Source organism: Aliiglaciecola sp. (genome assembly GCF_039982535.1).
Lineage (GTDB): Bacteria > Pseudomonadota > Gammaproteobacteria > Enterobacterales > Alteromonadaceae > Aliiglaciecola.
On record NZ_JBDWYG010000075.1, the window covers coordinates 1 to 14,068 of the forward strand.

The 14,068-nt window shown below is 40.0% G+C and carries 12 protein-coding genes; 6 read left to right on the forward strand and 6 right to left on the reverse strand.

Annotated features, from left to right (window positions below):
* The 3 genes from ABJV04_RS19745 to ABJV04_RS19755 form a co-directional block, all read right to left on the reverse strand.
* Positions 1 to 1,431: hypothetical protein (locus ABJV04_RS19745; RefSeq protein WP_348493311.1), on the reverse strand; the 1,431-nt coding region annotated here is incomplete at its 3' end.
* A gap of 17 nt (positions 1,432 to 1,448) precedes the next feature.
* Entirely contained in the window at positions 1,449 to 2,861 is a 1,413-nt protein-coding gene (locus ABJV04_RS19750; RefSeq protein WP_348493312.1) for a hypothetical protein, read from the reverse strand.
* Positions 2,858 to 3,412, reverse strand: a complete 555-nt coding sequence (locus ABJV04_RS19755; protein WP_348493313.1) for a hypothetical protein — start codon at positions 3,410 to 3,412, stop codon at positions 2,858 to 2,860. The genes ABJV04_RS19750 and ABJV04_RS19755 overlap by 4 nt, the downstream gene beginning before the upstream one ends.
* A gap of 180 nt (positions 3,413 to 3,592) precedes the next feature.
* Between ABJV04_RS19755 and ABJV04_RS19760 the strand changes: the two genes are divergently transcribed.
* On the forward strand, positions 3,593 to 4,018 hold the full coding sequence (locus ABJV04_RS19760) for a MarR family winged helix-turn-helix transcriptional regulator (RefSeq protein WP_348493314.1): 426 nt from the start codon (positions 3,593 to 3,595) through the stop codon (positions 4,016 to 4,018).
* Positions 4,019 to 4,182: 164 nt separating this feature from the next.
* Here ABJV04_RS19760 and ABJV04_RS19765 read toward each other — a convergent pair whose 3' ends face one another.
* Positions 4,183 to 4,743: a hypothetical protein gene (locus ABJV04_RS19765; RefSeq protein WP_348493315.1), complete on the reverse strand. Its 561-nt coding sequence runs from the start codon at positions 4,741 to 4,743 to the stop codon at positions 4,183 to 4,185.
* 578 nt (positions 4,744 to 5,321) lie between these two features.
* Positions 5,322 to 5,564 (reverse strand): helix-turn-helix domain-containing protein, encoded by a 243-nt coding sequence (locus tag ABJV04_RS19770; protein ID WP_348493316.1) that lies wholly within the window; start codon positions 5,562 to 5,564, stop codon positions 5,322 to 5,324.
* Between the two features lie 827 nt (positions 5,565 to 6,391).
* Here ABJV04_RS19770 and ABJV04_RS19775 point away from each other — a divergent pair.
* The 5 genes from ABJV04_RS19775 to ABJV04_RS19795 all read left to right on the forward strand — a co-directional run bounded on the left by ABJV04_RS19775 (position 6,392) and on the right by ABJV04_RS19795 (position 11,506).
* Entirely contained in the window at positions 6,392 to 8,725 is a 2,334-nt protein-coding gene (locus ABJV04_RS19775; RefSeq protein ID WP_348493317.1) for a P-loop NTPase fold protein, read from the forward strand.
* A gap of 62 nt (positions 8,726 to 8,787) precedes the next feature.
* A complete protein-coding gene (locus tag ABJV04_RS19780; RefSeq protein ID WP_348493318.1) occupies positions 8,788 to 9,804 on the forward strand; it encodes a hypothetical protein in 1,017 nt (338 codons plus the stop codon).
* A gap of 146 nt (positions 9,805 to 9,950) precedes the next feature.
* A complete protein-coding gene (locus ABJV04_RS19785) occupies positions 9,951 to 10,112 on the forward strand; it encodes a hypothetical protein (protein WP_348493319.1) in 162 nt (53 codons plus the stop codon).
* Positions 10,113 to 10,351: 239 nt separating this feature from the next.
* Complete coding sequence (locus ABJV04_RS19790) at positions 10,352 to 11,314, forward strand: hypothetical protein (protein WP_348493320.1); 963 nt, start codon at positions 10,352 to 10,354, stop codon at positions 11,312 to 11,314.
* 18 nt (positions 11,315 to 11,332) lie between these two features.
* Positions 11,333 to 11,506 carry a hypothetical protein gene (locus tag ABJV04_RS19795; RefSeq protein ID WP_348493321.1) on the forward strand — a complete coding sequence of 58 codons (174 nt, stop codon included), beginning with the start codon at positions 11,333 to 11,335 and terminating at the stop codon, positions 11,504 to 11,506.
* Between the two features lie 1,528 nt (positions 11,507 to 13,034).
* On the opposite strand, the gene ABJV04_RS19800 is transcribed toward ABJV04_RS19795, so the two are convergent.
* The gene (locus tag ABJV04_RS19800; protein ID WP_348493322.1) at positions 13,035 to 13,946 is read right to left on the reverse strand and encodes a helix-turn-helix domain-containing protein; all 912 of its coding nucleotides are present in this window, start codon (positions 13,944 to 13,946) and stop codon (positions 13,035 to 13,037) included.
* Positions 13,947 to 14,068: the final 122 nt, after the last annotated feature.

Below are 14,068 nucleotides of genomic sequence, written 5' to 3' on the forward strand. Positions count from 1 at the left end.
AGACTCGGGAATGGCTATGGTGTATCGACTAGCGATAAATTTAAATAATAAGAATAGGGTATCGCGAGCCGTTGAGTCGTGATCAATGCGTTGTTCAACCATGTACTCAAACAAGACATCCATGTCGTCAGTTCCACATTCTTGGATATCAACATCTCGCCATGTATCGATCCACACATCGCCAATTGCATTTAAATAACGATTTCCGGTTCCCAACCCATGCTTCCACTTGTTGCTGATTAGATTTTCGAGGATCCATTCGTGAAAGACTTCAGTTTGAACATTGAAATCATATATAGTCCGTAATTGTTGCAACTTGATTATTGTGACTTGTCGTTGCTGCTCTTGATCGATTTCGTCTTTCAAAATAGCCTTAATTTCGTCAAATATTGTGTGGTCGTTGAGGTACCCTGTTTCTTTGTTTTGTATTTGACGAGTGTTTAAGTTTTCTCGCTTTTCTTGAATACCACTTGAGCGTTTTTTAACGACATGGTTGTTAAGGTTCAATAGCGATTCAACTGGCATAGATGCACTATAAAGTTTGCCAGTTGCGTAATTTTGCAAGAAATGAGGCATTGAAGTTTGTCTGAGTCTTAACCCTGCGATAAAAAGCGCTGGCAAGAAATTTTTCGTTTTTGTGAGCGTAATATCGGCCGACTTGTTAAAGCGAGAAATGGCGCTTTTCAAGACATTTGCCAAAGACAATTTAGCTACTTCTTCTACAGACGAATTCTTTTTCAAGAATGCTGATATCGCAGCCTTGCTTGCAGACACTGGATACCAACGGCTCATTGTTATTGGGGTTTCGTTTTGATAAGTGTTCGTTGGATGTCCTGACTTTTTATAAGGTAAATCGATAAATATCTGATCATCAACGACAGTGATAGGTTTATCTTTATCTTGTAATTTATCAACGAGACTCTTCAGAATCTCGTCAAATGCTAGCCCATCCAATGCCGCAAAAATTACTACATTTTCAAGTAAAAACTCGTAGGTTGGGTGAGTTGTCTGCGCAATTAATTTGTATCGATGAACTAGAAACTGTGAAAGTCTATTAGCAAGGAGCTCTGTTTCAACATCAAGCTTGTTACTGTGCCTCGCAATAACTTTTTTTCGAAAAAGCGATTTGTATGTCTTTTCGAGCTCTTCAATAATTATCGTTTTCGCATTCGAGTGCGACTTGAAGTGCTGGCTTACAACATTTTTTGTGTACTCATAATTATCATTTAAAAGCTTTTTCTCATTATCACTGAGCACAATGCTACCAAGCTCAGAGAGCGTACAATCTAATCCTAAAATTTTGATTATAATGCGCTTTATTTGATTAGATTGCATCGACAAGCCGCCTTCTTGAATCGATAGTAAGTTCTGTTTTATCAGTTCAGCATCAACCTGATTTATCGCTGTTTCGGTTGTTTGTTTGTCGTCCATGACAAATTTTCCCTCTATTAAGTTATTACTGGTAAATTTAAATCTTGTGTAATGTGCTTTTCAATTCTGTCGCTCAGAGCTCGGTTGCTGTCAAAATCAAATGAACTACACTCGTTATAAATTTGGTCAGGCGCAGGAGCGTGTCCCATCAGTGCTTCAAGTTCATTACGTGACACACCTTTTGCTATAAGCATTGTTGCGACGTAATGTCTTGCCCAGTTTTGTGGGAAAGGAAACACTGATTCGATCAATGTGTATACGTTATTCGGATGATATGATTTGATACCTCTGCTATCCCATAATTGAAACAAATTACTTTCACTCGCCAGTTGCTTGGTGATGTTGTTGGCTACTTCAGGATAAGTGAATCGCAGATCCCGAACTAAATTTTTCAGGTATAGAACATACGCTTTGAGGACTAAGCAACCACTATTACACACTGGAATAACACGAGCACTTTGTTGGCCTTTGTCGATAATGACAACGCTTCCAGTAATTAAATCAAAATTCTCCAGTTTGCCAAACTCACTAAGCACAGGCCGATGCATCGTACATAATTCAAGAAATGTAATAACGTAGAATGTATAAAAGTTAAACGACTGTATGAGCTCTGATTGCGTTGCGGGGGAGAGATTAATTTGCTGAACACAATAGTTAAAAAAATCTGAAACCGAAGAGCCCTTTAATACTCGATGGCTGCCAAAATATGATTTTTTGTCGATAGTTTGGACATGGAAACCAGACAAACCGGCCTCTGTAGTAAGTGAGCGAATGTATTGGATGTGTTTTTGAATTACACTTCTTGTATCAAAAAGGCCATAGGAACATTGAGGATGATCTTCCAATTTATGGTCAGCAATGAAAGCAATATCAGCTCGAGAAAGTCCAAATTTAGGTGCACAATGACTAAAGTGATTTTGTAATCTAGTTAGATTGATATGCTGAAACAGCCCGCTAAAGTTTTGCACTCTGAATTCATCTACTTCTGCCTTAATATGCTCAATAGTTAAGTTCTCATCACGCGACTCTTGAAAAGCCTGCAGCAATTCGTAGGGCAAGAAAACTTCGCCTTTACTATCTGGCGCTTTAAAATAACTAAGATACTTGCTAGGAAGTGTTAGTTGTGGATGCTGCCAGTTTGATAAAAGATAGAATCCTTGATCCACTTGACCCTCAAATTCTTGAGTTGGTATCTCAATCTTTGCTTCAAGCAATTGCTTTAAGCTTCGTCCTGTAAAAAGGCTCGCAAGAATATAACTTGCTGCTAAGCCATAATTGATTTTCGTGGCACATTTAATAACGACTGATTTAACAACGCTATCTGTTAAACAACCCACATTCCCTAGCAGCAACTTTTTGCGGTTTACAATATGTGCAGCTGAATATGGAGACTGGCTCTTTTTAGGTACTTCAGAAGCAACAGCAATCATTTTGAGCCGCCTGTTGCACCAAAACGTTTACTGTTTTCGAACTTTTTAACTTGAGTACGTACAGATTGTCTTGATTCAGAGCACAGCGTCATAACAGCTGATTCAATACTGCGACTATTGGACAATTTTGTTAGTTTTTGCAGCGTTGAGTTTGGACAAAGCTCAACCGTTTTCGCAACGTAAGCAAGAGCAAAATTTCGATGCTGACATCTAGACAATGTGTGCATGATATATTGCCACGCTATTGTTTCTAGCCGTCTAGGCTTGGCATCGTAAAGGCGCACAAAAATCAATTTATTTTGTGGTAACAATGTTTGAAATGGCCTCTGCAGAGCAAGCCACCCGGCAAATACGTGGATTAATCCATTTTCATTCTTGTAAGCGAAAGGTATTTCAAAGTCCCACGACTGATTTGAGTTAATGCGAGAGTTAAGTAAATCCGTGTTCATCTGATAGTTAAAGCTAGAGCTAGGTGCAAATGCATCTTTTGCTTCGTCTGCTATCCGTAATCTTCGTACATCTACTCGCTTAAGTTGTGAATTGAACTGCATAAAACATCCTTATTGATCAAATTCACAACTAATGATGACACAATATTTTAAGTTATCCGCTTTGCGATAAATGTCTCAAATATCTCTTAAAATGATAATGTCAATTCAAACAAACTGTTGCAAATGCAACAGTTTGTTGTTTTGATAACAGAGTGTTTAGACGTTACCTAGATGAAACCAGTGAAAAATACAGATGTTTTATTACCCATATTGCTAGCAGAAAAAATAGACAAGATTTCTAGTTCAATCAGAAAGCAACTTGAAATTGCGTTTGTGAGTCAAGGTGTGAGTGTTACCCAAGGCTTAATTCTCTATGAGTTATTTTGCCATGTTGATATAACGACTACTCAAAGAGCCCTTGCGATAAAACAACAACTGCCTAGGTATTCGGTCAGCAGAAACATAGACGCTCTAGAATCACTTGGTTATGTGAAGCGCCTTGAAGACCCCGACTCGGCCAGAAGAGTATTAGTTTCTCTAACGGAGACCGGCAACAACTTAGCCTCAATACTTTCTTCTATAATTCGCAGTGTCTACAAAGATGCTTTTTCTAACTTAGATAAAAAAGAACAAGCAGATTTGTTTAAGATCTTGTGCAAGCTATAAAGACACGTCTGTTGAATACTATGAGAATATACAATTTGGCATTTTTAAAGGGGGAGATTTGGTGATTGGAAATTTTTCTCTTTCAATTCTGCACGTCAGACGTATTTTCGAGAAAAGGGTAACTATAGAAAAGTACTATAGTTACCGTTATGTCATTTTTGCAATTACTGAAGACAGTCCGCGCTTTCAGGCACCATTCCATCTAACCAAAATTTTGCAAAATTAGACGTTGGTCTGTGTCTCAAAATGTCTGCTAGTAGTTCATGACTTTGCTCAACTAAGTAATGTATTTGAAAGCTATAGGGGATCTCAGGGTCTATGTATTCGTTAAAATCATCGAAGATATCAATAACGTACAACCAAGATATTAGCTCTATTTGTGAGTCAGAAAGCTCGTTTTCAACTCTCAAAACTGTGTAAGGTGACTCTTGAAAGTCGCCTTCAGAGTCGTCATGCTCCACCTCTGCCCACTCCAATTCTTGAAGCATGCGATCATACATTCCAAAATGCATAATGATTGAGTCGTTACCATCCGAGTCAGCAATCACAAGTGGCCTAGCTGTTATGATTGGGTTTTCACTAGTCATTTTTCTTTCAATAAGAAAATCCTCGACAAGTTCCCACAGCATTTCCATAAAGCATTCAAACGCTGCATTCGAAGCGGGGTGTATTGCTAGTTCAGATACAAAAACAGTATCCACAGTAAGTTTCATTCCGTTAAACATAAGTTAATTCCTCCATTTTTTGATTAACGGTATTAACCTAGCCTATTTCCCAAAAAAGTGGAAAAACGATATTTTCACGGATTTTCGGTGTAATTTTTACCCCAAAGGGCAGTTATTTTCTGTAGTACATACGCACCAACCACCGGTAATCACTCAGGCGTTATCATTTTGATCACAGTATTTATTTAGGGTGTCTTTTATCAGAATGATTTTTAAAGCCTGCTGTGTATCGCAGATTAAGGCCGAAGGACGTTTGTTATACAAGTAATCTCAGTGGCTCGCTATTTATAATAACTTCTTAGCTGCTTGCTTTCTCAGTCCGGAAAAAATTGCTTCCGCAATGAAGGGTGGAAAGTTATTAGGAATTTTACCTTCGAATTTGGCAATGGCGTTTTCAACATTGTCGACAAAGTATTCGAAGTGTGATGCAGCTTTGTCCACCGGATACTTTATATTCTCGGCAGTCGATACAAAATGACGAGGCTGAATATCGTTCCACTTCTAGTGAGTGTTTTTACCTTTTAAAGACATGGCCATTTTGATCTTTTGTGGCTGTTAGGCTTACCATCAACTGCATATTACCACTCCTGATCCCAGCTACTTTCATTTTCTTGCTTTGGCTTAAGTTCGATAGAGAGACCAAGTTCATGGGCAATTTTAAAGAGAGTATCAATACGGGAGTTACCCGCGGAATTTTCAATAGCCGAGATGGTTTTTTGTTTTAAACCAACATGCAGTGCCACATCTGTTTGCGTTCGTTCCAGCCTATTTCGGTGAAGCTTTATATATTCAGCCAGTTCTTTTGAGTTGTTGAGCTTCATTATGTCTCTCCGCTATTAAACCTTCAAAGGTATACTGGTTCAAATATCCCCTTAATGGTATAGATGTCAAATTATACTTCTTAGGGTATATATCTCATGTTATACCTCTGAGGGTATTCTGACTATTGTTAAAGAGATGAATGGGTGGGAAGAAAATCAAACATTAAAGAGTAAGGGATTTACGCGAAGAAAGTTTCAGATACAACAAAGTCGCTTGGTGTTAACACAAGTAAATATAGTGGTTCGAATCACATCTGACACTTTGAGTTGATGAATTTCTCACACGTCTCACATTCTGAGATAGCATTATCTGAAAAATGCAGTAATCTTCAGCTCACTATCCCAATGACTATCGTCGCTATACCTACATATTGGGCTACAAGTTTGCTCAGATGTTTGGGTTTGTTGATCCAACAACTTTGAAAAAATGCCAGTCCAAGTTAAACCCAATAGTCCAGTGCCGGCTACCACGAGAAAAGGTCCAAATCGGGCAAAACCTGTTTTGAACCAGCAGGCAATTAATTCTTTTGGTAAATCGTTTAGATTATTTTGGGGCTTATCTATAATAAATGTCTTCCGTAATTAATAGGTATTAAAGACGTCACGCTAACTAAACTGATCGAACAGTGACTGCACGTTTAGGATATGCAGAATAAATAAATTTGCCAGAACAGCCGTAAAACTGTGCTGAACTTTTTCTGAATTTCTATTTAGCTAGTTGATTATTATTTTTTGCGCATTAAACCTGACACTTGAATTTCCTGTACTAGTATTAAATATACACTTCGTCAGTAAATAATCACACAACGTAATTAGGGAAAAATCACATGGAAGAGGCCGCGTTGAAAACGGGGGATACTACTACTACTACTCCTCCAACGAGTAATGCTGGAAATTGTTGGTTATTGTATGCAAAGCCGGAACACGCTGGCGCAAAATGGTTGGATGAGGTCAAGGTCGGCGGATACGCCTTTTGGCTGCATGGTACCGACGCACACACTCGCTCTATAAGACCTGGCGACACTGCCATCATTTACATAGCTTCAAATAGTAAAAGTAGCGGACAAATTCATTATTTAGGCATTATCCCTTTTATTCGAGAGCCATTTATTTACGACAGAGTACGCAGTCGGCAGCGAATACCTGTGATGATCACACACGATTTTCGAGATAAACCTATCGAATGGACATCTCTTGTAAACAAAGCCAATCAAAGTTTGGACGAAACAGAAGCCTTCAGCAAATCACTTAAACCTGTAAGTGGCAATGGTGCAGTTCATAGTGTTGCAGCCCCAATCCAGAAATCACTTGGTGAATTGGTGTCTTTGACTGTGCCATTAGCAAGTTATGCAGGAAGCTTCAATACTGAATTGCTTTGGAAAGAAATCTTAAAATTTGAAGACCGGTTTGCGGTGTTCGCAAACTACGTAACAGCTGCAGCAAGACGCAAAGGGGAAGCGGAAAGCAATACCCCTATTGAAGACTTTGAAACCTTTGCAGTCATGGCAATGCAAGATGTTAACAAATGGCCTACTAGCTCGGTTGAGCCAACGTCAGAATCAGCCATGGTAAACACACCTGAGAAGTATGCAAACCCACTTGATGACAAGGTATCAGCAGTTGACTATTTAGATCGGCAGCATATTATTGAGAGCATACAGGCCACAATACTCAGAGATCGTGCCAGCGAGTGCGACCCGCATGAAAAAATTAGTCCTAATCATTTGATTATCGGTCTATTTGGTGAATGGGGCAGCGGCAAGAGCACTGTAATCAACTTTCTAGAAAAACGACTAACAAGAGGCTCACTGGTCGAATTCATCAATTTTAATGCATGGCGAGAGTCTCATAGTCAGCATATGTCAGCATCTATTGTCCAGTTTATCCTTAACCGCTTGTTTAACAAACTCGGTTTCTTAAAACGCACGTTGTTAACTATTCGAACTTGGGTTGAACTAAACAAAAGAAAACTCGGTATAGACGCATTAATAACGTTATTCATATTTGTATTGAGTCTTCTTGCCGCTGTATGGTCTGGAATCAACCTTTTTGATGTCTCGCATAGCAACTCTGGAGACTCACCAGATACCATCCTATTTTCTTCCGGTTTAGCAGGGATATTAGTTTCTGCAGCCATCTTTAGAAAAAAACTAACAGATTCCAATTACCTAACATCAACCTTACGACAAGCGACTCAGCAGCCTAATTTTGACCAACACATCGGTATTGGGTGTGCTATGAAAGATACATTAAGTGCTGTGTTGCCTTTGTATAAAGGTAAGTTTGCCACTAAAGGAGACAACAAATACGTAATTGTTATCGATGATTTAGATCGCTGTTCTGATCGCGTTATCGTTCAAACGCTGGAAGCTGCCCAGCTCATCGTTGATGTACAAGGAGTAACGGTAATCTTTGCTGTGGACTTTAAGATTCTTATTCGTGCAGCCGCCAACAAATACCTAAAACAGTTAGAAACATTAGACAACAAAGAAGCCTTCGAGTTGGCAAGGCATTATCTTGGCAAGCTGTTTCAAATATCCATATCACTCTCTGAACCTAACGAAGAAGCCTTAGCACTATTTGTCCGTAAGCGAATTTTTGAGTTGGACGATGACGTTAGTGATGAAGGCTACGGCGCTGTCGAACCTGTCGGTGTTCCTCAGCCTGACGATAACCCCACAAATGAGAAGGCTTCATCAAGTAAAACAAGCGGCTCCTCTCCTCAAATCGTTGACGAAGGCCGTAAGATTGGCAGCAATGACTTTTTGGAAACTAACGAAATTGAGTTCGAACAATTTGTGAATTGTGCAAAAGCCTTTAACATAACAAATCCTCGCAGTTTGGTGCGCTTGTATAACGTTATCGCGTTCTCAAAGTCCAGCGAACCATTGCTGACCGACGATGAGGAAGCACTGAAATTAATGTTATTTATTGCTTTTTACTGGGAGAAGCTCACAGCCCAGTCAGACACCATATCAGACGCCAGAAATTACTTTAGAGATCCTGATACGTTTATTGCACATGTCAAGCAACATGCACTCTCAAATGAATATGATTTTAGTAATGTTAATGTGAACTCCGTCGCTTTACTGCTGCGAGCATTGCGTACCTATTCGATGCCGAGTTATGAGTTACCGCCTCAAAAAAGTTGTGCAGTATAAGTAGCATTTTGTGATTATTTTTATGATGTTTCTGGACTTTAGAAAAACAACAAGGAAGGCATATGAGTAACTGTAGAAGTTGTGGTGGGGAGTTATTTACCCCTTCAGCCAAACGCTGCTACCATTGCGGGGCTTACCAAAATTGGATGTCAAAGCTCAACCTTTCAGTTACTTCCCTAGCACTATTGACCGCGCTCATATCGGTCTCTACAGTTTTCGTTACCCAAGTATTTCCTTTGGTTAAACCTACAAGTATTAAAACCAACTACTTCGGCATCCAAGAGGATAACCTTGTTATCGGCTTTGCTAACAATACTAACGAAACACTTTACATTCACAATGTCAACTTGGTGTTTTTTCCGACTGATGAGAGTGATGAGGCAGAGGACGTAGCGGATGAGTCCTCACATATCCTCAGAATTAAAGATGTCAGCAAGCGAGTAGTAGGCAATAGAAGCGAGAATGTTTTTGAAGCCAGTATTACTGGCATAGCAAGCTACTATTTTGCAGATACGATTGATTCTGGTTTTCGAAAAAGGTCGCTACAAGACCAAATAAAGTACTTGTTATTCTTCCATTTGTACGACCATAGATTGCATCATGAATTCCCCGAACTGCAATTCAGTGTTGATTCAAATGATGTGCAAACAATACCCTGCAGTATTCGAATTAGTTATCGGGTTAACGATCAAGAAGAGCTTCAAAATAGTGCGGTTTCACTGACTAACTTTGGCTCTAACATTAATAAATTAAGGTTTGATTCAGAACTAACTAGACTCGCCTTTGAAGCAGGTGTCGGTGAAGAAGAAACCCTTGATTCTGACGGTTTAGGCTTCGAGTTTGCCACTCGTAATGCGTGTAACGAATTATTCTACGACGCACTAATGCAGCAGCTGTTTAAAATGGCCAAAGATATTCATACAGGTTCAGTGACGGTAGATGACTACGCAGCCCCACAAGCTCTATTGACTTGCATATTAAGACAAATACGGGATCTTGGTAATTCAAAGATTGAATCACGGCTTTGTTTACGTAAGACACTATTCAATGCAAAGCTGGCCAACAAGTTAGTAGGTTAAGATTAAACGGTACCATTTACGTGCAATGACATGGGCATAGAGGCTAATGCGAATGTCCAATAACGACATTAATCAACGCGAAGCGTGAGAGAAATTCAACGCAACAAATCACTGTTTGCATAACCGAAGGAACTCACAACAAAATCATGTCACATTTGCGCAAGAAATGCATGCAAGAAGCTAGCAGCAATTGGCTTTCGACGCTACCAGGCTTCGAAGAATTGAGCGACGATATCGACCAACATAACTTCGATTTTGGCACTAATAAAGATAATTCAATATCAATGCCGACAATCACTCTGTTTTAGCCTAGGCCTGCTGTTGTAACCATCACTGAAATTATAGGAAGTAAACCAAAAGTAACGTAAACGAACGTTCTTATCATTTCACAGAAACGCGAATACCTTGGCGATAACCAACCGAAAAGTCAGGAGGTCTAAGAGGTTAGTATACCCTATTTGTTTTTCTTATAATTTATAACTATCATTATCGTATTACGATTGCATAGTTCTATGTTCGGCAATTCATATAGGAAAAGGATATTCGTATGTTTCGCTTTGTCATCACTTTATCACTTTTGTGCTTCCTCAGTGCGTGCAGTTCGACGCGTGGTTATCCAGATAGACCCGATAGACAGGATTTGAAACTGCAAAAGCTGCAAGAGAAATATTTTTTGCCTGGCGTAGACGTTCTTGCTGTCTATCACGACCCTGTGGAAACCACTAATCAGCGAGTATACCGAAACAAGGTTGTGTATGGTCGTATGCTGGCAATCGATATGCAGTTTCAGATATTTAAGCAGGAGATGTACGGAGAAGGAGTGAAAACAACCCTAAGCTTGGACGTCGCAGGGGTTTTGGTTGGTGGCGCCGGTTCGGTGGTGACAAATGCCGATGCATCAAAAATTCTTTCAGCTTTGTCGGGTGGTATTGCCGGAACCTCTACTGCAATCAACAAGAACCTTTATTTTGAAAAGACTTTGCCCGCTTTAATAGCTTTAATGGATGCCGAACGCCTTAAAGTCAGAGCAGGTATTTTTGAAGGGCTCAGCCAGGACACCGATGTTTATCCACTGGGACAAGCCCTGTCTGAGCTTGAAACCTATCTTGAAGTGGGTTCTATACCCGGTGCAATAGCTTCATTGACTGCGGTGGCAGGAGCAGAAAAAACAGAAGCAAAAGATAAAATAGAAGCTGTTCGTACGAGTCAATTTGTTGACCCAACTGCACAAAAGCGCGTTGACGATGCCCTTGATATCATAGATGCAATGCCCGCAGGAAATGCGTGGGAAGTATTAAAAGCACCGCCATCTGCGTTAGATAATTTCGTATTGACTGCGGTAAAGGCCCGATTAGGTGGTACAGATTTAAGCAGTGCATCTGCCATTCTCAGTGGCGCTGCAAATGATGCCAATGCAAAGAGTATTTTAAAAATGATTGTAGTGTTAATCGATGACAGGTCAGAAGAAAACCTAAGTAAGTGGCAAGCGGCAATTAAAGCCCAATCATAAACAATCAGGAGGAAGGTGATGCCAGCAACATTTGATTCAGTTGAGCAGTTTCCGACAGGAACAACCCAGGTGCAAATGGATGAAGAAGTAAGGTTGCGCGTGAAAGCGGGGGCTATTAAAAGTGTGTACACAGGAAGTGAAGCTAACGGTTGGACCTTAACAACGACATGGAATGTGATCGGCGAACAGTAATTAATAGTTAGTCGCAAAGTTGCAAGCAGACTTAATACCACTTCCGCACCGGATGTCCGTTAAGCGTATTCCTAATAATAACTATTTGACGGCCTCTGCAATTCGCCTTACACGGGGAAAAAGGGCTGAATTTTCGTTTTTACTTCTGAAAACAACGAGCTTTTCATGTTTGCAATCATCACAGGTAAATAGCAGCAAACCATATTCAAATCGGCCACATCTTAGAAATTCTTCAAACTCTTTTTCTACGAGCTTTGGCAGCTATTTTTCTCTATGTGAATGCTTAACCGTACATTTCGGGTTGTGTCCCTCGAACAATTTGATACAGACACGTCTGTTTTGGACAACGTAGTTAATAGGTATGAGTTTGAGTTGCATACAATAGCGTCCATGCCAAGGATTGACATCACAGTATGCAGATGATTTTGCTGCTAGTCTAAGGTACTTTGAGTTAGAAAATACACTTAGCCAAGGGCTGCTAAACATAAACTGTTGCCGTTCAAATCCAAAACTTAAACGATAGCAAATGGTACTTAGCCGATAGTCGGAAGTGAGCGTGAGTTTGATTAAACTCTGTATACAAAAAATGTAAAATTGAGTTCAGATTATTGCCAATTAAAGTACAATATCTGTTTTCGCAGGGGTCTATATTGGTTAATTTTAACCAATATTTTTTGGCCATTCCGTGACGTGACCGTGACCAAAGGTGTTAATCGTTGTAAATCGGCTTGTGAACGTGAAACTCTCAATCCCTTTATACACGCGGTGTAGACGCTTTTCGCCGGGGTAGACCGATTAAGCCCTTTTCGTCGGGGTGCTCTCCGGAGGCAGAGGTCGTGAGTTCGAATCTCGCCGGGTGCGCCATTTATGTGCTAATTTATCGAAGCGAATTACCGAACGCAGAGAGCACATATTCCTGAGATGACATTAGCGCAAGGTGAGCTTGGCTACCTGACGACTTAAAAGTCACCATATTACTATTTAGTTCTTTCCAAACCACTATAGCACTCTGCAGATTTGAACTCATTGTTCGACTAATTTGTCTGGAACAAATTAGGACAGCTTTAGCTGGTCGCGAAGCGACGAAGCACAGGGATGTGCTGAGCAATCTCGCCGGGTGCGCCATTCACTTGCTAATTTATCGAAGCGAATTACCGAACGCAGTGAGCACATATTCCTGAGATGACATTAGCGCAAGGTGAGCTTAACTGTCTGACGAATTAATAGTCACCATATTTCTACTTGATTCCTCCCAAACCACTATTAGCACTCTGCAGATTTGAACTCTTTGTTCGACTTTTTGGTTCCATGTTTTCTCAATCTATAAAAGGCAAACTCTTCGATAGAAGTTGGAAAATTGTTGGTCATTTTACCTACGGCTTTAGTAATGATATTTGCAATATTATTTATAAGGTACTCTTTAGAAGGTTTGGCCTTATTTTCGTGGATAAAATTGTGACTTTTTAACGTCTTGCTTTGTTAACTGCTGAGAAAAGTGTTCTGTTAAATGTCTAAAAAGCAGTTAAATTCAGCCATCTTCCACTCTATCAACGCTATTACCCTGTTTACGAAAAGTGCCCGCGGTGACGCCCACCATTTGTTTGAAAAAACGACTAAAGTACGCTGGATCGCTAAAACCTAATACTTCAGCAATTTCTTCGACACTTTGTTTGGTGTATGTCAAACGTCGCTTAGCTTCAATCACTAAACGCTGATGAATAATCGCTTTAGGTGAGTCGTTTAATAAGGCTTGGCAAAGGCGATTAAGTTTAGAAATAGATATGTGTAATTCTTGTGCATAGTCCTTAACCGGCAAATGTTGCTGATAGTGTTGTTCAATCAAAGCGCGAAACTTTAGCAGTATGGACGACTCACGGCTAGCATGACTTAGGGTCATTGCTTGCAATCGTTGCTGACGTAAAACCGTGATTAAAATTAGCTGAACTAGATTATTAACGGCTAGATTTTGTGCAACCTCATCATTGCTCAGTTCATGCTTAAGTAGCTTTATATAACCGCAAAAACGCTCTATTTGTCTGGCATCTTTGAACTCTAAAGCTTGTGGTTTCCATACCAAAGCGGATAAGTCATTGGCAGTTGCTCCCTCTTGTCTTGCTAACAATGAGTCATTTAGAGACAAAACAAAACCTTGTGTGTCCGACGCAAAGTGAAATCCATGCACCACACCAGCAGGAATTAAGACAAGCCAGTTACCATGCAAAATGTGTTGTTGATCATCTAAGTCGACACTCCAGTGACCATCAAGTACCGCAACTATTTGCGATAATCGGTTGTGTCTATGGGGCGAGATTTCCCAACCTAGACCACGACTTCGGTAAGCAATATCTTCCACATGAGCAACATTAGGCTCTTGACGTATAAAGGCTTCGCCATAGAGGTCGTAAAAGGGAATAGTGTTATCTATTACAGATTTGCTCATTGCAGTCGGAACATTAACTTATTATTAACATGACGCAAAAGTACAATAAGTTAGTGAGAATGTGAATTAAAAATACACCCATATCTAGCCATGATAGGTTTAACAGTTAATTTGTTGGACTA